The organism is Streptomyces sp. NPDC002057, from assembly GCF_040296665.1.
Classification (GTDB): Bacteria; Actinomycetota; Actinomycetes; order Streptomycetales; family Streptomycetaceae; genus Streptomyces.
In genome coordinates this window covers 1-20696 of record NZ_JBEOXR010000026.1, presented here as the reverse complement: position 1 = coordinate 20696, position 20696 = coordinate 1, and the positions used below count along the sequence as shown (strand labels likewise).

24 protein-coding genes and 1 tRNA gene are annotated in these 20696 nt (G+C 70.6%); 10 read left to right on the top strand and 15 right to left on the bottom strand.

Annotated elements, in window-relative coordinates:
* Positions 1–5: 5 nt before the first annotated feature.
* On the top strand, positions 6–677 hold the full coding sequence (gene phoP, locus ABT129_RS20720) for a two-component system response regulator PhoP (RefSeq protein ID WP_466728736.1): 672 nt from the start codon (positions 6–8) through the stop codon (positions 675–677).
* A gap of 153 nt (positions 678–830) precedes the next feature.
* Here phoP and ABT129_RS20715 read toward each other — a convergent pair whose 3' ends face one another.
* Entirely contained in the window at positions 831–1463 is a 633-nt protein-coding gene (locus tag ABT129_RS20715) for a copper chaperone PCu(A)C domain-containing protein (RefSeq protein ID WP_351903327.1), read from the bottom strand.
* Between the two features lie 629 nt (positions 1464–2092).
* Here ABT129_RS20715 and ABT129_RS20710 point away from each other — a divergent pair.
* The 6 genes from ABT129_RS20710 to ABT129_RS20685 all read left to right on the top strand — a co-directional run bounded on the left by ABT129_RS20710 (position 2093) and on the right by ABT129_RS20685 (position 8585).
* Positions 2093–2575 carry a CarD family transcriptional regulator gene (locus tag ABT129_RS20710; RefSeq protein WP_003953493.1) on the top strand — a complete coding sequence of 161 codons (483 nt, stop codon included), beginning with the start codon at positions 2093–2095 and terminating at the stop codon, positions 2573–2575.
* A gap of 442 nt (positions 2576–3017) precedes the next feature.
* Positions 3018–3767, top strand: coding sequence for a 2-C-methyl-D-erythritol 4-phosphate cytidylyltransferase (ispD, locus tag ABT129_RS20705; RefSeq protein WP_351903324.1), 750 nt, complete (start codon positions 3018–3020; stop codon positions 3765–3767).
* Complete coding sequence (ispF, locus tag ABT129_RS20700; RefSeq protein ID WP_351903321.1) at positions 3757–4266, top strand: 2-C-methyl-D-erythritol 2,4-cyclodiphosphate synthase; 510 nt, start codon at positions 3757–3759, stop codon at positions 4264–4266. The genes ispD and ispF overlap by 11 nt, the downstream gene beginning before the upstream one ends.
* Positions 4267–4459: 193 nt before the next feature.
* Positions 4460–5860 (top strand): cysteine--tRNA ligase, encoded by a 1401-nt coding sequence (gene cysS, locus ABT129_RS20695; RefSeq protein ID WP_351903318.1) that lies wholly within the window; start codon positions 4460–4462, stop codon positions 5858–5860.
* Positions 5861–5937: 77 nt separating this feature from the next.
* Positions 5938–6894 (top strand): 23S rRNA (guanosine(2251)-2'-O)-methyltransferase RlmB, encoded by a 957-nt coding sequence (gene rlmB, locus ABT129_RS20690; RefSeq protein WP_351903315.1) that lies wholly within the window; start codon positions 5938–5940, stop codon positions 6892–6894.
* Between the two features lie 107 nt (positions 6895–7001).
* A complete protein-coding gene (locus tag ABT129_RS20685) occupies positions 7002–8585 on the top strand; it encodes a DoxX family membrane protein (protein ID WP_351903312.1) in 1584 nt (527 codons plus the stop codon).
* An 80-nt stretch (positions 8586–8665) separates the two neighbouring features.
* Here ABT129_RS20685 and ABT129_RS20680 read toward each other — a convergent pair whose 3' ends face one another.
* The 3 genes from ABT129_RS20680 to ABT129_RS20670 all read right to left on the bottom strand — a co-directional run bounded on the left by ABT129_RS20680 (position 8666) and on the right by ABT129_RS20670 (position 11282).
* Entirely contained in the window at positions 8666–9382 is a 717-nt protein-coding gene (locus tag ABT129_RS20680; RefSeq protein WP_351903309.1) for a nucleotidyltransferase family protein, read from the bottom strand.
* 67 nt (positions 9383–9449) lie between these two features.
* Entirely contained in the window at positions 9450–9860 is a 411-nt protein-coding gene (locus ABT129_RS20675; RefSeq protein WP_351903306.1) for a hypothetical protein, read from the bottom strand.
* 324 nt (positions 9861–10184) lie between these two features.
* Positions 10185–11282 carry an ABC transporter ATP-binding protein gene (locus ABT129_RS20670; protein WP_351903303.1) on the bottom strand — a complete coding sequence of 366 codons (1098 nt, stop codon included), beginning with the start codon at positions 11280–11282 and terminating at the stop codon, positions 10185–10187.
* Between the two features lie 182 nt (positions 11283–11464).
* On the opposite strand from ABT129_RS20670, the gene ABT129_RS20665 reads away from it, so the two are divergent.
* Positions 11465–11541 (top strand) — tRNA-Thr (locus ABT129_RS20665).
* 68 nt (positions 11542–11609) lie between these two features.
* Here ABT129_RS20665 and ABT129_RS20660 read toward each other — a convergent pair.
* The 11 genes from ABT129_RS20660 to ABT129_RS20610 form a co-directional block, all read right to left on the bottom strand.
* A complete protein-coding gene (locus tag ABT129_RS20660) occupies positions 11610–12746 on the bottom strand; it encodes a tyrosine-type recombinase/integrase (protein WP_351903300.1) in 1137 nt (378 codons plus the stop codon).
* Positions 12746–12949 (bottom strand): excisionase family DNA-binding protein, encoded by a 204-nt coding sequence (locus ABT129_RS20655; protein WP_351903297.1) that lies wholly within the window; start codon positions 12947–12949, stop codon positions 12746–12748. Before ABT129_RS20655 ends, ABT129_RS20660 begins: the two co-directional genes overlap by 1 nt.
* Before the next feature lie 3 nt (positions 12950–12952).
* Positions 12953–14356, bottom strand: coding sequence for a replication initiator protein RepSA (gene repSA / locus ABT129_RS20650; protein ID WP_351903294.1), 1404 nt, complete (start codon positions 14354–14356; stop codon positions 12953–12955).
* A 5-nt stretch (positions 14357–14361) separates the two neighbouring features.
* Entirely contained in the window at positions 14362–14541 is a 180-nt protein-coding gene (locus ABT129_RS20645) for a hypothetical protein (protein WP_351903291.1), read from the bottom strand.
* A 91-nt stretch (positions 14542–14632) separates the two neighbouring features.
* Positions 14633–15181: a GGDEF domain-containing protein gene (locus ABT129_RS20640; RefSeq protein WP_351903288.1), complete on the bottom strand. Its 549-nt coding sequence runs from the start codon at positions 15179–15181 to the stop codon at positions 14633–14635.
* Positions 15182–15186: 5 nt separating this feature from the next.
* On the bottom strand, positions 15187–15498 hold the full coding sequence (locus ABT129_RS20635; RefSeq protein WP_351903285.1) for a SpdD-like protein: 312 nt from the start codon (positions 15496–15498) through the stop codon (positions 15187–15189).
* A gap of 13 nt (positions 15499–15511) precedes the next feature.
* On the bottom strand, positions 15512–15667 hold the full coding sequence (locus ABT129_RS20630; RefSeq protein WP_314619884.1) for a hypothetical protein: 156 nt from the start codon (positions 15665–15667) through the stop codon (positions 15512–15514).
* 20 nt (positions 15668–15687) lie between these two features.
* On the bottom strand, positions 15688–15876 hold the full coding sequence (locus ABT129_RS20625) for a mobile element transfer protein (RefSeq protein ID WP_351903282.1): 189 nt from the start codon (positions 15874–15876) through the stop codon (positions 15688–15690).
* Between the two features lie 20 nt (positions 15877–15896).
* Complete coding sequence (locus tag ABT129_RS20620; protein WP_351903279.1) at positions 15897–16583, bottom strand: DUF2637 domain-containing protein; 687 nt, start codon at positions 16581–16583, stop codon at positions 15897–15899.
* Positions 16584–16660: 77 nt separating this feature from the next.
* On the bottom strand, positions 16661–18010 hold the full coding sequence (locus ABT129_RS20615; RefSeq protein ID WP_351903276.1) for an FtsK/SpoIIIE domain-containing protein: 1350 nt from the start codon (positions 18008–18010) through the stop codon (positions 16661–16663).
* 2 nt (positions 18011–18012) lie between these two features.
* Positions 18013–18345, bottom strand: coding sequence for an SCO3933 family regulatory protein (locus tag ABT129_RS20610; protein WP_351903273.1), 333 nt, complete (start codon positions 18343–18345; stop codon positions 18013–18015).
* Positions 18346–18496: 151 nt separating this feature from the next.
* Here ABT129_RS20610 and ABT129_RS20605 point away from each other — a divergent pair, with 151 nt between their 5' ends.
* Both ABT129_RS20605 and ABT129_RS20600 read left to right on the top strand, forming a co-directional pair.
* A complete protein-coding gene (locus tag ABT129_RS20605; RefSeq protein ID WP_351903270.1) occupies positions 18497–19363 on the top strand; it encodes a GntR family transcriptional regulator in 867 nt (288 codons plus the stop codon).
* On the top strand, positions 19350–20042 hold the full coding sequence (locus ABT129_RS20600) for an HAD family hydrolase (RefSeq protein WP_351903267.1): 693 nt from the start codon (positions 19350–19352) through the stop codon (positions 20040–20042). The genes ABT129_RS20605 and ABT129_RS20600 overlap by 14 nt, the downstream gene beginning before the upstream one ends.
* Positions 20043–20696 lie beyond the last annotated feature (654 nt).

Below are 20696 nucleotides of genomic sequence, written 5' to 3'. Positions count from 1 at the left end.
CCCGAGTGCTCGTCGTCGAGGATGAGGAATCCTTCAGCGACGCCCTGTCGTACATGCTTCGCAAGGAGGGCTTCGAAGTCGCCGTAGCGGCGACCGGGCCCGACGGTCTCGACGAGTTCGAGCGCAACGGGGCCGACCTCGTCCTCCTCGACCTGATGCTTCCGGGGCTGCCCGGCACCGAGGTGTGCCGTCAGCTGCGCGGTCGCTCGAACGTCCCGGTCATCATGGTGACCGCCAAGGACAGCGAGATCGACAAGGTCGTCGGGCTGGAGATAGGAGCCGACGACTACGTGACGAAGCCCTTCTCCTCGCGGGAGCTGGTCGCCCGCATCCGCGCGGTCCTGCGCCGCCGCGGTGAGCCGGAGGAGGTCACCCCGGCCGCCCTGGAGGCCGGCCCGGTCCGTATGGACGTCGACCGCCACGTGGTGACGGTCGCGGGCGGCAAGGTCGACCTGCCGCTGAAGGAGTTCGACCTCCTGGAGATGCTGCTGCGCAACGCGGGCCGCGTGCTGACCCGTATGCAGCTCATCGACCGGGTGTGGGGCGCGGACTACGTCGGTGACACGAAGACCCTCGACGTCCACGTCAAGCGCCTCCGCGCCAAGATCGAGCCGGACCCGGGAGCCCCGCGCTACCTGGTGACGGTCCGCGGCCTGGGCTACAAGTTCGAGCCGTAGACCGCACGACGCGTCCGGCCGCGGAGGGTGCGGCGCGTCCGGCCGTAGACCGTACGACGTGTTCGGCCCCGAACCGTACGACGCGTCCGAACGAGTGAAAGGGCGCCTTCCCCGGCCGGGGAAGGCGCCCTTTCACGCAGGTGCGCGGTGCGGTCAGTGACCGGCCTCGTGGCTCGCCTCGCCCGACGGCTCGCCCTCGCTGCCGTGGCCGCCCTCGGTCTCGCCGGAGGGCGAGGCGGTGGCGGTGGGCTCGGTGCCCGGGGGCGCGGGGACCACGGCCGGGCCGTACTCCTTGAAGTAGCTCGTCGCCGGGACGACGAAGGCGGCCAGGCTCACGTCGCCGGTCTTGCTCAGCTTGAAGACGACCTTCTGCGCGTTGCCGTCGCGGGTGGCCTGGTTGCCGTTCTCGATCACGGCGGAGGCGTTGCCCTCACCGCCGATGACGACGGAGCCGCCGGCCGGGACGGTGATCGGGCCGGTGCCCTCGGCCGCCTTCAGCTGCACGGTGGCGCTGCTGCCGGGCAGGGTGATGGAGTCGAGCGTCTGGGCCGCGTCACCGTTGTTGAAGACGGTGGCCGAGACGACGGCCGGGCCCTTGGACGCGGCCTCGGGCTGGGTGATCACGAGGGCGTTCTGGATCTTGACGTCGTCCACGGTGACGGCGGCGTTGTCCGGCCGGACGCCGAGCGTCTGCGCGTCGTTGCCCGCCCCACAGGCGGACAGCGCGGCGATGGAGAACACGATGGCGGTAGCGGCGAGGGCGCCGCGTCGAAGGCTGCGGCTCACGGCGGCGGCATCTCCTAGGACGAACGGATCAGGCTACGGACAGGCTGCGGAACTAAGGGCCAACTAAAGGTGCGTCAGCGCGCTTAGGTTACCGAGCCGCACTCTCCGTCCCGCACCCGACCCGCCCCTAACCGGCCGCGGGCGTCTCCGGGGCGGTCCGGCGACCCGTCGGGCCCCTTCGTCGAGTGTCGGCCGGTGTGGCTGGATCACGACCCATTGACCTGTTGTTCACATAACCGCCTTGATCAATTCGAGGGCCGCCGCGCATTCCCGGGAGCCGTACCTCCGGATATCCCCGACCCGCGTCGACTGATCAATTACGGAATCCCTCCGTGATGCATCCGTACGGGTGGACGATCCTCGAACGGAGTAGGCGAAGAAGGCCCCTCCGAACCCGACAATCTGGGGCATCACCCCTCCCTGGAGGGGGTCCGGGTAGGTGTAACGTGCGCGTTTCTCTCCGTCCGCGCAGCCGCTCCGACCTGCGAATACCGCCTTCCGGAAGCCCTCCGCAGCACGTTCGTGTCGCTGTTGTCAAGCCCCGAGATATGCCCTGACCTGCGAAAACGCCATTCAGAAGAAGCCGTATCCGTGTTACCCTGGATAGCCACGGAAGGGGTACCTGTCACATGACGTTCAAGGTTGGCGACACCGTGGTCTATCCCCATCACGGGGCCGCGCTGATCGAGGCCATCGAAACTCGCCAGATCAAAGGCGTGGACAAGACCTACTTGGTGCTCAAGGTCGCGCAGGGCGACCTGACGGTTCGTGTGCCGGCGGACAATGCGGAGTTCGTCGGTGTTCGCGACGTGGTCGGTCAGGACGGGCTGGACCGGGTCTTCGAGGTGCTGCGCGCACCGTACGCCGAAGAGCCGACGAACTGGTCCCGTCGCTACAAGGCAAATCTCGAGAAGCTCGCCTCCGGCGATGTCATCAAGGTCGCCGAAGTAGTCCGCGACCTGTGGCGGCGCGAGCGCGAGCGGGGTCTCTCCGCCGGTGAGAAGCGCATGCTCGCCAAGGCGCGGCAGATCCTGGTCAGCGAGCTGGCCCTCGCGGAGAACACGAACGAGGACAAGGCCGAGGCTCTCCTCGACGAGGTCCTCGCGTCCTGAGCGTGCTCGGAAGTCACTGAGCGCGCTACCAAGTGAAGCGATGCCGCGGTGCCCGCTGGCGTGCTGTGATCCACACAGTGCTGCCGTCGGGCCCTGCGGCATGTTCACGTACATCCACTCCGTACGGCCACGCGCCGTACGGCTACCGGCCTGCATCCGCCCCTGTCCGCACGGCCACGTGCCGTACGTTCGAGGACGTAGGTCTCCGTACACCTGCTCGCGTACGCATGCGGAGCGTACGCACGGCCGTACGCACACGGCGTCAGTCACGTGTGTGCACCGCTGAGAGAGAACCCGCACCCCCTGTTACGTCCGAACCCCTGTGCTCGGGCGGCAACGCCTCGACCGTCGTCACGGAAAGGGCCCGGTCAAGGCGGAGCGTCCGGCACGGTGAGGCCATACCCATGTCGGCCGCGGAAACAAACCTGCCGGAGTGCAACCGATGACAGACGAAGTGCGTCCTCCTCGTACCGCCGTGGTGATCCCGGCGGCCGGACGGGGCGTACGCCTCGGGCCGGGCGCCCCCAAGGCGCTGCGCGCGCTGAACGGCACCCCCATGCTCGTCCACGCCGTCCGCGCGATGGCCGCCTCTCGCGCGGTTTCGCTCGTCGTCGTGGTCGCACCCCCCGAAGGCGCCCCCGAGGTCAAGAACCTCCTCGACGCCCACGCCCTCCCCGAGCGGACCGACTACCTCGTCGTCCCCGGCGGTGACACCCGCCAGGAGTCCGTACGCCTCGGCCTCGAAGCGCTCCCCGAGGGCATCACCACCGTCCTCGTCCACGACGCCGCACGGCCGCTCGTCCCCGTCGACACCGTGGACGCCGTCATCGAGGCCGTGCGGGACGGGGCCGTCGCCGTCGTCCCCGCGCTGCCCGTCGCGGACACGGTGAAGGAGGTCGAGCCGGCCGAGAGGCCCGGCGACCCCGAGCAGGTCGTCGCCACCCCGGTCCGCGCCCGCCTCCGCGCCGTCCAGACCCCGCAGGGCTTCGACCACGACACCCTGGTCAACGCCCACGCCACCATCGCCCTCACCGGCGAGGGCGCCACCGACGACGCCGGCATGGTCGAGCGGCTCGGCGCGCCCGTCGTCGTCGTGCCCGGCCACGAGGAGGCCTTCAAGGTGACCCGACCCCTCGACCTCGTCCTCGCCGAGGCCGTACTCGCCCGCAGGAGGGCCAACGATGGCTTCTGAGATCCCCGTGCTGCCCCGTACCGGCATCGGCACCGACGTCCACGCCTTCGAGAAGGGCCGCGAACTCTGGTGCGCGGGCCTCCTCTGGGACGCCGACGAGAACGACGGGTACGGCCTCGCCGGGCACTCCGACGGCGACGTCGCCGCCCACGCCGCCTGCGACGCGCTCTTCTCCGCCGCCGGAATCGGCGACCTCGGCGCCCACTTCGGCACCTCGCGCCCCGAGTGGTCCGGCGCCTCCGGCGTCACCCTGCTCGCCGAGGCCGCCCGGATCGTCCGCGCCGAGGGGTACGAGATCGGCAACATCGCCGTGCAGGTCGTCGGCGTCCGGCCCAAGGTCGGCAAGCGGCGCGACGAGGCCCAGAAGGCGCTGAGCGCTGCGGCCGGCGCACCGGTCTCCGTCTCCGGCACCACGACGGACGGCCTCGGTCTCACCGGTCGCGCCGAGGGCCTCGCGGCGCTCGCGACGGCCCTCGTGTACCCGGCCGGGCGGGCGTAACCGCGGCCGCGGACACCCGGCCGGGCGGGCGTAACCACGGCCGCGGACACCCGGCCGGGCGGGCGTGTCCGCGTCCACCGGGCGCGTCCCGGGGCGTTCACCGGTACCGGCGGCCACCGGTACCGGTGAAAAACGTCATCGGAGACCGGGAACAGGTATCGGGGCACTACCACACGCCCACTACCCTGGAGTGGTGACTATTCGCCTGTACGACACCAGCGCCCGGCAGATCCGTGACTTCACCCCGCTCACGCCGGGCCAGGTCTCGATCTACCTCTGTGGTGCCACCGTCCAGGCGGCCCCGCACATCGGGCACATCCGGTCGGGGCTGAACTTCGACATCATGCGCCGCTGGTTCGCGTACCGCGGCTACGACGTCACGTTCATCCGCAACGTCACCGACATCGACGACAAGATCATCGCCAAGGCGACGGACCAGGGCCGCCCCTGGTGGTCCATCGGCTTCGAGAACGAGCGGGCGTTCAACTCGGGCTACGAGGCGCTCGGTTGCCTCCCGCCCACCTACGAGCCCCGCGCCACCGGCCACGTCCCCGAGATGATCGAGATGATGCGCGGCCTCATCGAGCGCGGTCACGCGTACGAGGCCGACGGCAGCGTCTACTTCGACGTGCGCTCCTTCCCGGGCTACCTGGAGCTGTCCAACCAGGACATCGACGACCTGCGCCAGCCCGCCGAGGACGGCATCACCGGCAAGCGCGACCCGCGCGACTTCGCGATGTGGAAGGCGACCAAGCCGGGCGAGCCCGACTGGGAGACCCCGTGGGGCCGCGGCCGTCCCGGCTGGCACCTGGAGTGCTCGGCCATGGCCCACAAGTACCTGGGCTCCGCCTTCGACATCCACGGCGGCGGCCTCGACCTGATCTTCCCGCACCACGAGAACGAGATCGCCCAGGCCAAGGCCTACGGCGACGCGTTCGCGCAGTACTGGGTGCACAACGCCTGGGTCACCATGAGCGGCGAGAAGATGTCGAAGTCGCTCGGCAACAGCGTGCTGGTGTCCGAGATGGTGAAGAACTGGCGCCCCATCGTCCTCCGCTACTACCTGGGCACCCCGCACTACCGCTCGATGATCGAGTACAGCGAGGAAGCCCTGCGCGAGGCCGAGTCGGCGTTCGCCCGTATCGAGGGCTTCGTCCAGCGCGCCACCGAGAAGGCCGGGACGACCGTCGCCCCCGCCGCCGAGGTGCCGCCGGCCTTCGCCGAGGCCATGGACGACGACCTGGGCGTGCCGCACGCGCTCGCGATCATCCACACCACCGTCCGCCAGGGCAACAGCGCCCTCGCCGCGGACGACAAGGACGAGGCCATCGCCCGCCTCGCCGAGGTCCGTGCCATGCTCGGCGTCCTCGGCCTGGACCCCCTCGACCCGCACTGGGCCGAGGAGACCGGTGGCGGCGAGGAGCTCCACGGCGTCGTCGACACCCTCGTACGGCTCGTGCTCCAGCAGCGCGAGTCGGCGCGCGAGCGCAAGGACTGGGCGTCCGCGGACGCGATCCGCGACCAGCTCAACCAGTCCGGCCTCGCCATCGAGGACAGCCCCGACGGCCCCCGCTGGACGCTGGGCAACCGTTAGAAGATGTGCCGCTCGGGCCTCCGGGCGGCACACTTCAGTTACAGACCTATGTACGCAACACCGAGGATTAGGTAGTCATGGCCGGGAACAGCCAGCGCAGGAACCGTCGCACGTCCAACAAGAAGGGTGCGACGATCGGCAGCGGTGGCCAGCGGCGCAAGGGCCTCGAAGGCAAGGGTCCGACGCCCAAGGCCGAGGCCCGCAAGGGCCACAAGGCGTACCGCGTCACCAACGCGATGGCCCGGAACGCGGCCAAGCGCAAGCCCGTCGCCCGCCGCGGCGGCAAGGGCCTGTCCGAGATGGTCGTCGGCCGCAACCCGGTCTTCGAGGCCCTGCGCGACGGCGTGCCCGCCTCGACGCTGTACGTGCAGCAGTTCATCGACAACGACGAGCGCGTGCGCGAGGCCCTGAACCTCGCCACCGGCCGCGGCAACATCAACATCATGGAGGCGCCGCGCCCCGAGCTCGACCGGATGACGAACGGCCTCAACCACCAGGGCCTCGTCCTCCAGGTCCCGCCGTACGAGTACGCGCACCCGGAGGACCTGGTCACGGCCGCCTTCGACGACCACGAGGACCCGCTGATCGTCGCCCTCGACGGCGTCACCGACCCGCGTAACCTCGGCGCCGTCGTCCGCTCCGTCTCCGCCTTCGGCGGCCACGGCGTCGTCGTCCCCGAGCGCCGCGCCGCCGGTATGACCGCCGGTGCCTGGAAGACCTCGGCCGGCACCGCCGCCCGCACCCCGGTCGCCCGCGCCACCAACCTGACGCGCTGCCTGGAGCAGTACCAGAAGGCCGGTGTCACGGTCGTCGGCCTCGCCGCCGACGGTGACCGCGAGGTCCACGAGCTGGAGGAGCTGGGCGGCCCGGTCGTCATCGTCGTCGGCTCCGAGGGCAAGGGTCTCTCCCGCCTCGTCGGCGAGACCTGCGACTTCCTCGTCCGCATCCCGATGCCGGGCGGCGCCGAGTCGCTCAACGCCGGTGTCGCCGCCGGCGTCGTGCTCTACGAGGCGGCCCGCCGCCGCATGGGCTGACATCGGCCACAGCGGTACCCCCGGCCCCGGCCGTGGCGTGATCTTGACGGGTCTCGGACATTTGCGAGCCGTCAAGGCAGTGTCCTAAACCCAGATCACTCGGTTAGATGAGTGTGGACACCAGAACGCCCCGGCCGGGGTTCGACGATCAGCCCGCGTTGAGCATGGTCAAGGTGGATTCCGATCCCGCCCAGGTGATCGTGAACCACGCCAGCTTCCGTGTGCGGCTCGCGCCCGCCCCGCAGCCGAAGCTCGGCGCCGGAGCCCGCGTCGCCGCCCTGTCCGGGGCGGCGGCCGGAGCGGGCGGCCAGCGCCGTCGTCCCGTCGTGTGGAGCGGCAAGTCCTCGCCGGGCGCGACCGGCCTCCTCCAGGCCGTACGCGAGTCCTCCGTCTCGACGCTCGACCCGGTCGGCGGCCGCGGCCACGCGGGTCTGGACGGGGGCTCCACCCAGGCCATCCCGCGTATCGACGACACCATGCCCACCCCCGTGGTGACCGCCGACTCCGGCCCGCTGCTGCCGCCCATGCGGCGCGCCGAGGGCGCGTACGACGACCTGTACGACCTCCGGCCCGAGACCACCGGACCGTACGAGGACGAGACGGCCGACGGCAGGCCCCAGCAGCGCCACGGCCAGGACGCCGTCCGGCACGCCTACTACCCCGGCCGCCGGATGAACCTCGGCGTCGTCCTCCTCCCGCTCCGCGTCTTCCTCGGCTTCATCTCCATCTACGCCGGCATGGGCAAGCTCTGCGACCCCGTCTACTTCGACGGCGGCGAGCGCGGCTCCATGGTGAAGTGGCTCAACTCCCTCCACCCCTGGGCCCTCGCCGAACCCCTCCGCGACTTCGCCCTCCAGCACCCCGTCGGCGCCGGACTCACCGTCGCCTTCCTCCAGGTCGTCGTCGGCGTCCTCACCGTGCTCGGCCTCTGGCAGCGCGTCGCCGCCGTCGTCGGCGCGATGCTCTCCGCCGCGCTCATCCTGACCGTCAGCTGGAAGACCGTCCCGGTCTACGACTCCGCCGACATCATCTACCTGGCCGCCTGGTCGCCGCTGATCATCGCCGGCGCCCCCGTCTACTCCCTCGACGGCCGCCTCGCCGGGGAGGCCTGGCGCACCCTCGGCCCCCGCGCCGACCTGTGGGACCTCCGCCGCCGCGTCACGCGGCGCAGCACCCTCCTCGCCGCCGTCGTCGTCGGTCTCACGCTCCTCATCGGCTCCGTCCTCGGCGGCGCGGTCCGCTCCACCGAGATGGTCACCGTCCCGGGCCCCAACGACGACCCGATCAACCACCTCCCCGGCCGCCCGCTGCCCACGGAGCCGACGCGCCGCGCCCCCTCCGAGGCCGCGTCCACCGCGCCCCGGCCCGCCGCGACCAGCGAGGCCCCGGCGGAGCGGGAGGAGACGAAGGAGGCGACCCGTCCCACCGAGACGACCCGCGAGGCCCCCCGGACGCAGGAGCAGCGCCCGACGGCGACGCAGGGCGCCGGCACCGGCGACGGCGGCGGCAGCCGTACGCCCACGCGCTCCGACCCGGAGCCCCCGCCGTCCACCAGCGACACCCCGACCACCACGGGCGGCACGTCGAGCGGCGGCTCCACCGGCGGTTCGACCGGCTCGACGGGCACGCCGTCGGAGAGCGGCTCGACGTCGGGCGGCGCGCGGAACCCGATCGGCGGCCTGCTGGGCTGAGACCCGGGAGAGGTCCCTCAAGGACGGGAAAGGGCGGCACCGCGGTTCGTACGCGGTGCCGCCCTTTCCCGTCCTCGGTCTCAGCCCCGCTGGGCGGCGAGCTCCTTGGCGGCCTCGGTGAGGTCCTTGGCGGTGTCGATGGCCCGCCAGTACGCCCCCTGGGGCAGCGGGAAGCCCGCGAGGCGCCGCTCGCGGGCGAGCCGGGGGAACGTGGTGCGCTCGTGGTCGCCGAGGTCCGGGAGGAGCTCGGTGAACGCGGCGGAGAAGACGTACACGCCCGCGTTGATGAGGAACGGCGACGGCGGCGACTCGATGAAGTCGGTGATGTGCCCGAAGGTGTCGGTCTCGACGGCGCCCCACGGGATGCGGGGGCGGGCCAGGGCGAGGGTGGCGAGGGCGTCGCGCTCCGCGTGGAAGGCGGCCATCTCGCGGAGCGAGAAGCGGGTCCAGATGTCGCCGTTGGTGGCGTACCAGGGCTGGTCCGGCGCGGGCAGGTGCGCGGCGGCGTACTTGAGGCCGCCACCGCGGCCCAGGGGCTCGGTCTCGACGACCGTCGTCACCTTGAGGGGAAGGTCGGCGCCTGCCAGCCACTCCTGGAGCACTTCGGCGAGGTGGCCGCAGGAGACGACGGCGTCGGTCACGCCCTCGGAGGCGAGCCAGGAAAGCTGATGGCCGATGATCGGGGTCCCGGTGCCCGGGATCTCGACCATCGGCTTGGGGCGGTCGTCGGTGTAGGGGCGCAGCCGTGAGCCCTGGCCGCCCGCCAGGACCACGGCCTGCGTCGGAGAGGTGTGCATACGGGGAACGATAGGCGCCCCGTACGCGAGAGGTCCGGACGCGCGACGTCGCTCAGTGTCGGGCTGTTCAGCTCGCGCGCATCACGCCGGTCGCGTACGACGTGTCGCAGACCGGGCGGGAGAAGGCCTGGGCGCGGGAGGGGCCGTACTGCTCGACGGCGGCGCGGCCGAGGGAGCGGGCGATGGACATGCAGTGCTTGGCGAGGGAGGGCCGGTTCTCCACCTCGCGCTGGAGGTGGGTGAGGGCGATGCCGGGGTCCTTCTCCTGGAGCTCGGCGAGGAGCTGGTCGCGCAGGACGTCCTGCGGGGCACGGGACTTGGCCCGGACGGAGACCTCGGAGGAGGATGCCGTGAGCTGGGTCCCGGAGTCCTTGCCGGCCCACGGAACGGCGGACACCGCGAGCGTTCCCGAGAGCACCAGGACGACGGGCAGGACGAGGGCGAGAGAGCGGCCGATTCGGCGGGCAGTGTGCGTCACGCAGGCGAGCGTAGCGGCCGGTAGTGATATGGCGACATTTAGTCACTCTCGCGGGGGATGGTTCGAAGTGGCTTTTCGAATCCCGTGTTGACGCGGAGGGTGGGGGTGGACCCTGAATGCCGGGGTTTTCCGGGGTAAACCACCACTTGCGCGGCAGATGGCCGAACGGCCCCGCATCCACAGGGGATACGGGGCCGTTCAGCCAGCTTGCTCTGCTCTGCTCTGCTCTGCTCCGGGTCGGTCCGGCTCGGCCCGGTCTGGCTCGGTCCGGTCCGATCCGGCTCGGGTCGATCCGGTCCGGGTCGGTCCGGCTCGGGCTTCGGGTCAGTCGCTGAGGCGGGCGCCCGTGGAGGTCGAGAAGACGTGGAGCTCGGCGGCGCGCGGGACGACGTGCAGCGTGGTGCCCTTGGACGGGACGTCACGGCCGCCGACGCGGACGACCAGGTCCTTGTCCTCGCCGCCGACGCGGGTGGAGCCGTACACGAAGCCGTCGGAGCCGAGCTCCTCGACGACGTTGACGGTGACGGCCAGGCCGTCCTTGCCGGTGGGGCCCTGCACGTCGAAGTGCTCGGGGCGGACGCCGACGGTGACGGTGGTGTCGCCGTTGGCGGAGGCCGCGGCGATGGCGTCACGGGAGACCGGGACGACGCTGTTGCCGAACTTCACGCCGCCGTCGGTGATCGGGACCTCGATCAGGTTCATGGCGGGGGAGCCGATGAAGCCGGCGACGAAGAGGTTGGCGGGCCGGTCGTACATGTTGCGCGGGGAGTCGACCTGCTGGAGCAGACCGTCCTTGAGGACGGCGACGCGGTCGCCCATGGTGAGGGCCTCGGTCTGGTCGTGGGTGACGTAGACCGTGGTGATGCCCAGACGGCGCTGGAGGCCCGCGATCTGCGTACGCGTCGAGACGCGCAGCTTGGCGTCGAGGTTCGACAGCGGCTCGTCCATGAGGAAGACCTGCGGCTCGCGCACGATGGCGCGACCCATGGCGACACGCTGACGCTGACCGCCGGAGAGGGCCTTCGGCTTGCGGTCGAGGTACTCGGTGAGGTCGAGGATCTTCGCGGCCTCTTCGACCTTGGCGCGGATCTCGGCCTTGTTGACGCCGGCGATCTTGAGCGCGAAGCCCATGTTGTCGGCGACGGTCATGTGCGGGTACAGCGCGTAGTTCTGGAACACCATCGCGATGTCCCGGTCCTTGGGCGGCAGGTGCGTGACGTCGCGGTCACCGATGCGGATGGAGCCGGCGTTGACGTCCTCGAGACCCGCGAGCATGCGCAGGGAGGTCGACTTGCCACAGCCGGAGGGCCCGACCAGGACGAGGAACTCGCCGTCGGCGATCTCGATGTCGAGCTGGTCGACGGAGGGCTTGGTGGCACCGGGGTAGACCCGGGTCGCCTTGTCGAAAGTGACGGAAGCCATGGTGGTGTGTCCCTTCACCGGCAGGAACGTGCCGGACGATCCGAGTAAAGGAAGGATTGAGGTCTAGTCCACCTGGGTGAACTGCACGTGACGCTACCCGCCGCCGCCCGATCTGTCAGCACTCCGCAGCCGGTGAGATTTCCGACCGCCACCAGGACGTCGTTGGTTACACTGCACTCGCTGCCTCCTTAGCTCAGCTGGCCAGAGCACCGCTCTTGTAAAGCGGGGGTCGTCGGTTCGAACCCGACAGGGGGCTCCACGAAAAGGGCCAGCGCAGGGGCATGATTCCCCGGCGCTGGCCCTTTCACATGATCGCGGCCGTGCCACCTACGTGCCAGATGGCTTGTCCTTACGGGCTTGGCGGATCATCTCTCCGAGCTTGCCCGCGATGTGCTGATCACGGTCGCTCGTCATGTGCTGGTAGATCAGCGCGGCCCGGGTCGTGCTGTGGCCCATCCTCGTCATCAGCTCGCGGGTGCTGGCTCCGGCGCTGGAGGCGAGGGTGTTCCCGGTGTGGCGGAGGTCGTGGAAGTGCACGTCCCCGGAGACGCCGGCGGTGGCGCGGGCGGCGGTCCAGTCGTCCCGGAAGTTGCTCCGTCGGAGGAGACCACCGCGGGGCCCCCGGAACAGGTGGCCGTCCTGCCCAGCCCCGGCGAAGTGCTCCAGGTGGTGAACGAGCTCGGGGACAAGCTCAGCAGGGAAGGCGACGGGCCGGACGCCGGCGGCGGACTTCGGTGCCTTGTCGGCCAGGGTGCCGTTCTGCAGCTCGGTCTGTGCGCGGCGGACCAGGACCACGGAGCGGGTCAGGTCAAGGTCACGGCGGCGGAGGGAGGCCAGCTCGCCGAAGCGGAGCGTGGTGAAGGCGGCGAGGAGGACGAGCACCCTGTGGTGCGGCCGGATGGCGTCGGCCACGGCGTACACCTCGGCCACGGTGAGGACGGGCCGCTCCGGGACGTCGTAGCGGTCGGCGCCCTTGATGCGGCACGGGTTGCGGCGGATCAGCTCGTCGTCGAGAGCCGTGTTCAGGATCGCGCGGAGGAGTTGGTACGCCTTGACGACGGTCGGCTCGCCCACGCCGTCCTCCAGGAGGGCGGTGCGCCAGGCCCGGACCCGAGGTGTGGTGATCGCGGCCACTGTCCCGGCGCCGAAGGTCGGCTTGATGTGCAGCCGGATCACGCTTTCGTTCCGCTCCCGGGTGCGGTCCTCCAGCTTGCGGTGCTTCAACCAGTCGTCGGCGTAAGGCCCGAAGGCGACCTTGCCCGCGTCGGGGGCCTGGTAGGTGCCCCGGATGATCTCCGCCTCGATGGTGGTCAGCCAGACGAGGGCGTCCGTCTTGGTGTCGAAGGTGTGCGGCGCCGACTTCGTTTCCCCCGACAGCGGGTCGCGGTAGCGAGCCTGCCAGCGGCCGGACGCAAGCTGTCGGACGGTGCCGAACCGGCGGCGCTGGCCCTTACGGTTCGCCATCAGGCCACCTGCCCATAGCGACGCTCGATGGGCTGCACGGTGTGGGTCTCGATGTACGCCTGGATGACGTGCTCGGGGATGCGGACGTGGCGACCAACCTTGACGAAGGTGATGCGTCGTTCCTCGATCAGTCGCCGGGGGAACCGGACGGATGTGCCGAGGAGTTCGGCGACCTGGTCGACGGTGAGCAGACGTGCGGACATGGGTCACCACTCCTGTTCGGTGGACGCTTCGAGCTGGGCGCGGATCTCGCGGGCGTGTTCGCGGTTGTGTTGGATGTCGCGGCGGATGTTGGCGGCGAGCCAGGATTCGCCGGGTGTGGTGCCGTGGCCGGCGTAGGTCCAGTGGGCGACGACGAGGAGGGTGGACTCGGGGTGTTCGTCGGGGTTGGGGAGGCCGAGGGCGGTGCGTTGCTGGTGGGCGCGGTAGTCGGCGCGGACCTGGCGTAAGGCGCCGAGGGTGGTGGAGTAGGCGTGGGATTTGGTGGAGAAGTGGCCGCGGAAGCCGAGCATGTGCGCCCAGGCGCGGAGGCGTCGGTTCGGGTAGGCCGCGTCCAGGTCCATACAGGTTTCTATGAGGCGCCGGGTGTGGTCGGGGACGTCGAGGAGGATCAGGACTTCCTTGTTGCCGACGGAGCGGTCGACGGTGCCCGTGGTCTCGGCGGCCTTGGTCGCGTACTTGGCGACGTAGGAGGCGACGGCCTGTTCGGTCAGTTCCTCGCCTTGACCGAAGGCGCCGATGGGCTGGACGTCGAGCTGGGTGCCCCAGGTGAGCGTCAGGTCCTGGCCGACGCCGTACGCCGGGGCAGCGGGTACGACGATGTGGACGCGGGCGGCGGCGGCGTGGATGGCGTCGGTGAGGAGGTCGAGGGTCGCCCAGGCCGGGGGCGGGGTGTGAGGGCCTTCAGGGCCGTCGAAGCGGATGACGGCATGGAAGTGGACGGCGCCGCGTTTCTGGTACTCGGCGACCTTGCCGAAGGAGACGCGGGACTGTTCGCGGGCGGCTTTCTGGGTGAGACCGGCGCGGGCGGCGATCTCGCGGCGGAGGTAGATCGTGAAGTAGCGCCAAAGCTCGGAGGCGTGGTTGTTCCACAGCACCGCACCCGCGTAGTCGTACGCGGCCGGGTCGAGCGGCGTGCCCAGCTCCGGGGCGTCCTCGGCGTGACGGGTGCCGCAGCGACAGGGGCGGGTCCCGGGCCGGTTGTGAACGGGGCCGAAGGACGGGGCGGTGAGGGTGGCGAAGACCCGGGGGTGATCGCGGATCGTGTCGGGGGTGCCCTTGTCCGGGGCACCAACGAGTCCGGCGCGGATGAGGTGGTAGGTGTCGCCCGCGTAGGTCCAAGCGCAGGAGGGGCAGCGGGAGGCCCGCCGGTTGCCGCACGCGACCCGCAGGACGCCTCCGGGCTCGGCGTCAGTGTTGTAGGCGTGGAGCACGGTGCGGGTGGCGGGGTCGAGGGTCTTGGTGCCGCCGGTGAGGCGGATGGGGGCGGTGCAGCCGCCGGTGCGGCGGAGTTGCTCGGTGAGGCGGTCGAAGCCGGGAGACCCGGCCACCCGGAGCAGGTCGCTCAGGGTGGCCGGGTCCAGGCCCGCCGCAGTGGCGGTGTCGGTCAACGTGGTCACTTCCCCGCGCGGGCGAGGGCTGCCGGGGCGTTGCGGGTGCCGGTGCCCTGGCAGGCGGGGCAGGCGGCGGCGAGGGTGCTGCGCTGCCCGTCCAGCGTGATACCGGTGGTGATGTGGACGACGGGGAAGCCGTCGCAGTGGGAGCAGACGCGCGGGGTCCGGGGCTGGGGCATCATGAGGTTTCCCTTTCGGGTCCGTTGGATCTGGAGGGTGTTCAGGCGCCCGGGGCGGCGGAAGTTTGGCGACCAAGGCCGTCCCGGGGGCCGCTCAGTGTGTGTTGCGCCTGCCGTGGCCCTTGGCCGCGTACATCGAGGCGTCGGCGGCCGAGAGGGCGTCGGTGAGGGTCGGGACCGGCAGCTGGTCGCGGTGGCAGTGGCCGACCGAGGCCGAGACCGACAGGACGTGACCGCTGTGGTCGACCGGCTGGTCCAGGGCGATCCGGAGGGCGAAAAGGCCGGCGGTGTGGCCGGGGTCGGTGACGATGACGGCGAACTCGTCTCCGCCGAGGCGGGCGGCGAAGCCGTGGCGCCCGCACCAGTCAGCCAGGCGCCCCGCGGTGGCGGTGAGGACGGCGTCTCCGGCGGCGTGGCCGTGGGTGTCGTTGATGGCCTTGAAGTCGTCCAGGTCGACCAGGAGGACGAGGGCGCCGGGGTGCTTGGCCAGCAGGTGTTCGGCGCGGGTGGTCCATCCGGCGCGGGTGTGGAGGCCGGTCAGGGGGTCGCGTCGGGCGGTGGCCAGGCGGCGCCAGAGCAGCCCGCCGTGCAGGGCCCAGCCCAAGGCCGGTAAGCCCGCGGCGGCAATCGTCTGCGTGTCCATGAGGGTCACCGGCCCTTCTGCATGTCGCGGACGACGAGGCGCACGACGACGGCGATCAGGGCGACGGAGACCCCGGTGATGGCGACCGCGAGAAGCATCGAGACCAGAACCGTGCCGACGACCAGGACGACGGCGCCACCGCCGGCGGCGAGGGCGAGCGCGCTGCCCGGGGTGAGCTGGACCGTGGTCCGGGCGGGGACGACCGGTACCGGGATGGGGGCCTGGGTCGGCTCGATGTCGGTCACGGGGGCGGGCTTGTGGATCGGGATGGTGTGGCCGGTCGGGAGCGGGTTGACCGGGATGCGGGGCTGGAGCATGACGGGGGTCTCCCTACTTGGCGATCGGGTCGATGAGCGGGGCGAAGAGGCTGTCAGCGAGGAGGTAGCCGCCGAGGAGGATCACGGCGACGAGCCACCAGGGCGGGCGGATGAGCTTGATGCCGAGGCCCCCGACGACGATCAGGGCGAGCCAGAGCGGGACGTCCATGACGCGGATCTCCTCAGGGGTCAGCGGGGGTTGCAGCGGTGGGTGCGGGCCGCGAGTTCGGCGGCGGCGCGGGTGTTGTAGTCGGCGGAGAAGTCGCAGCGCGGGGCGGTGCACACGGCGGTGTGCTTGGTGCGGCCCCGGCCGTCGTGGTGGGTGCCGACCTGGACCGGGCCGATGCGGATCACGTGGTGGAAGCGATTCGGGCGCACGGGTCTTACCTCCTTTCTGGTCAGGCGAGTTGGAGGGCGATGGAGTCGGCCAGGGGTGCCGGGATGCCGAGGCGGGTGCGGAGGGTGGCCGCGTCGATGGGGGCGCCGGTCTGGGCGTGATGGGCGTCCGCGATCTTCCGGGCGTGGTCGAGCAGCGCGGGCGGCACCGAAGCCGCGGGCGCCGGGGTGACGGATTCCGGCGTGACTTCGGGTGTCGACGGCGTGTCCTGCGCGGCAGGTTCGGCCGGCGGAAGCTCGGGAGCCGGGTCCGGGACGCGTTCCACGACCAGGTCCGGCGCAGCGGGTTCGAGGTCAGGCTCAGCCGCGGGCTGGGGTTCGGGCTCGGGGGCGGGTGCGTGGGCGAGGAGGGTGCCGCCGAGGAAGGCGAGGGCGGGCCATCCGGCGACGAGGATGCGCAGCCAGTCGGGGACGTCGTTCATGTCGAGGAGTCCGGCGGTGGCGACGTTGGCGCCGAGTGATGCGATGAGGGCGATGGCGAACCAGAGCCAGGCGTCGCGGTTGCCGCCGTCTTTGCGCATCCGGCGCCAGGCGGCGACGAGGAGCAGGTCGACGCTGACCGGGTAGGCCCAGGCCTTCCAGCCGTCCTGTCCGGCCGCGGCTGCCAGGTCGTGCAGGTGGGCGAAGGACAAGGCACCGGCGATGACGGCCTGGATCAGTACGGCGTCGAGGCGGAGAGTGCGGAACACGAGGTCACCTCCTTTCGGGCATGGGTCGGGTAGGGACCTGGCGTGAGACGGTCACGCCAACCGAGGGAAGAGGGGTGTCAGCTGGTCGCCGGAACCGGCTTTACCAGCGGGACAGGCCCGGCAGCCCCAGCAGAGGCGGGGACTACCGGCTTGTAGGAGTGGAGGCGTGGGACGTCTGGGGTGAGGTGCGCGTGCTCGGCGCAGATCGCGGCCGCTTCGGACGCGGTCAGGGCGGGGGTGCGGATGCGGGACCAGCCGCCGGAGGTGTCACCGGCCACCGCGAGGCCGGGCAGATCGGGCGGGATCGACGTCACGGCGACGACGGCATCCGGGGCGATGTCGCCCAGGCCCATTTCGGCGGTCTGCTTGTCGTTGACCCGGTGCACCACGCGCCCGGTGAGTTGGGCCCGCAGCGCGGTGGCGCCCTTGCCGAGGTCGGAGCCGAACCGCTGCCCGCAGACCTCCAGGAACATGCCGGCCGCGCGGGCCATCTGCCCAAGCCGGATCAACTGGGTGACCATCCGGTCCCGGCGTTCCTCGTCCTTCCTGGTCGCCACGAGGAACAGTTCAGCGACCTCGTCCACCAGGAGCACGACGGGCACAGGGCGGATGTGGTCCGGGAGTTCCCAGATGTCGGCGGCGCCATGGTCGCTGAGCAGGTCGAACCGGTCCTCCATCTCCTCCACCAGCGCATCCAGGAGTCCCGACGCTTCCTCGGGCGTAATCGCGAGCCCGGACAGGCGCGGCGCGTACCGCTGCTGTTCGACACCCCGCTTGCAGTCGATCCCGACCAGGGCGACCCGGAGACGGGCAAGGCCCGCGATCAGGTTGCGCTGGTACATCGACTTGCCCGACTGGTTCGCGCCCAAGGTCAACGCGTGCGGGACCTTGAGGTAGTCGCGGACGAACGCGGTGCCGTCCTCCCGCAGCGCGACCGGAACCGTCATGGGGCCGGAGGCGATGGGGCGGGGCATCCTGACCTGTCGCAGGACGTTGTAGCCGGTCATCCGCAGTTCGACGAACCCCGGCTTGGTCTCGGTCACGTGGACGGAGTGGACGCCCCAGGCGTGGCGCAGCCGCTCGGAGGCCGCCATCACGTCGGCGGGCTCCAGACCGGCGGGGAGTCGGAGGGTGACCCGCAGGCCGGTCGAGGAGGCCCGCACCCCACGGATCTTCGGCGGCACGGGCTGGACGTCGGGTCGGCGGGCGAGGTTGCGGACCATGAACGCCCGCAGGCGGGACGGCTGAACCGTCAGCCCGCACACATCCATCGTCGACCGGTACGTCACCGCGAACCGCGTAGTCGCCACCGGCAGACCCACCAGCGACCAGAACACACGCGGCGCGCGGACCTTCGCGTACCCAAGACCGCCACCGGCCCCGGCGAGCGGGAGGCCGACCTCCCATAACGTCGACAGATCCGTCATGGTCAGACCCCGACCGGGGTGACCGCGACCGCGCGGAACGAGATGCCGTGACGGGTCTGGCCGTTGAACGTGTTCTCCCAGTCGCGCGCCTTGAGGCCGATGACCGACACCGGCATGCCCGGCGCGAGCCCGTCGGGGAGACCGGTCTCCGGAACGGTCACCTGGTAGAGGTTGCCCTCCCCCTCGTCCGAGATCAGCAGACCCACCGTGGACAGCCCGGCACCGGTCTCCCGGTCCACCGCGCGCTCACCGGTCTGCTTGCTCACGAGCTTCGGCGTGGGAGCCGTGGCCACGAACACCACAGCAGTAGACGTGTCCACCTTGAACGACGGCATGAGTTTCTCCTTCGAGGAGCAGGAAGGGACCAGATGACCAACTTGGCTAACCCGGTTGGTCACATCTCGAAGTTAGGGGGGATGGCTAGCCATGTCAACGACATGACTGCCATGACTGTCCTGACCTAGCCCAGTCGCCTACGATCGACTCATGACCTTTGTCCCCGAGCCCCTCGACCCAGACGACGAGCGTTCCCCCTACGAGCAGGTGGCCAGCAGCCTCAGCGCTGCCATCCGAACGAGGCGGCTGGCGCCGGGCGAGAAGCTCCCGTCCCACAAGGAACTGACGGAGCTGTACGGGTTCGCGCGGGCCACGATCCAACGGGCGCTACGGGACCTCGAAGACGACGGGCTCGTGGTCTCCCGCAAGGGCAGCGGCGTCTACGTGCGCAACCGGACCGAAAGGCCGGCGGGACTTCGGCCGTATGTGGAGCAGGCTTTCGCCAAGGACCACGTCACCATCGACTTCGCTGGATTCTCCAGCGAGACCCTGCACGGTGCCCTTCAGGAGCCGCTCGACAAGATCCGGATCGGCAGGCTCACCCCGTCGAGCATCACCATGCGGATACTCGTCCCGGACATGTCCGTGCCGCAGGCCGCACCTGTGCGCATGGAGGACGGCGCCGACGATAAGCGGCTCCGCGACCGCATGCACGACATCATGGTCGGCTACACCCGCAGCATCCGGGACGCCATCACCGAGCTTGGGCACCTCGGCCTGGTCGCCGAGACCAGGATCAGCGTCCGGGTACACAGCGGAACGCAGTTCTTCAAGCTCTATGTGGTCAACAACGAGGACGCGTTCTTCGGGTACTACCCGATCCGCCCCAACAAGGTCGTCGCCCAGGGCGAGACGATCGAGATCTACGACCTCGTGGGCAAGGACACCGTCCTCTTCCATCACTCGATCAACGACGGCGAGTCCTCGGGCGGAACCCAGCAGGTCCAGCAGGCCCGGATGTGGTTCGACAGCGTCTGGGAGACCATCGGAAGGGACTTCGACCTTGACGCACGCTGACCCGCTCACCGAGACCCTGGCAAACGCCCGAGTCATCCTCTTCGACTTCGACGGACCCGTGTGCGACGTGTTCGCGGGACTGCCGGCGCCCGAAGTCGCGCGGGAGCTGACCGCCCTCGTCTCAGCTCAGGATGAAGCCGCGGGCGCGAAGGCTTCCCAGACGGACGACCCCATCGAGGTCCTGCGCATCGCACACGAGGCCGACTCCGAACTGGGCCAGAAGATCGAGCAGGCTCTCACGGCCGCCGAGGTCCGAGCCGTTGCCGTGTCTGGCCAGCCGACGCCAGGAGCAGCCGAAGCACTCCAGGCAGCACGCGCGGCCGGTCGAGGTGTAGCCGTGGTGAGCAACAACTCCACTGAGTGTGTGCGGGTCTTCCTTGGGCTCCACGGGCTGGAGGAGTGCGTCACGAAGATCGTGGGTCGGCCCTCCGAGCAGCCGCACCTGATGAAGCCGAACCCGTTCCCGCTCATCACGGCAGCCGAGCAGATGCACATCGACGTCACCAGCTGCACCCTGATCGGCGACTCGCTCACGGACATCCAGGCGGCCCACGCGGCAGGCGCAACGGTCATCGGCTACGCCAACAAGCCCCACAAGACGGACCAGTTCACCGAGGCCCAGGCCGACGTCATCACAGAGGACATGCAGGCCATCGCCGACGCACTCATCACGGCGTAGCCGAGGGGCAGCGGGAGAGCTGTTACAGGTTTCTCTACCTCATCAAGGCACCCGCCGCGCACAGCGCGGCGCGCGCGGCCCGTCGCCCGGGCCTGCGCTCCTGTCTCCGCCCCGCTCCAGCCCGGCCGCCGTCCGCACGCCTGACAGCTCGGGTTGATGGGCGACGAACCACGATGCGGCCGAGGCGGCACGCAAGTGCGGCTCAAGACGATGCCTCCGGCGGGGGCGCTCAGGCTCCGGGATGGCGTGGGCTTTGTGAGCGGGTGCCGGCCGTGGGGTGTTGCGGTGGGGAACTCCCATCCCGTCTGCCGTCGACCCAGGCAGAGCCGAGCAGACACGGCACCGGGCGTCCAGGTCGTTCGTACAGTGGCGCGCTCCACCTGGACGCCCGGCACCGCGCCTGCTCCACGGTGTGTGGGTCGACGGCAGACGGGATGGGAGTTAGAGGGTGCGTTGGGGGGAGACCGGCTCCGCGCCGGCCTAAAGCTGCTCCGTCGGACGCCGGTGGCTGGGGCTGGGCACAGAACCTGCGTGATCTATCTGTTCCTCCCCAGATCAGCCGCGGCAGCGCAGCTACCCAGTCTTTCCAAACTTAGGAGGTGATTAGGAGGTCCCAGCCAGGCGAACCAGCAGGTCACAGCGATCCACCCCACG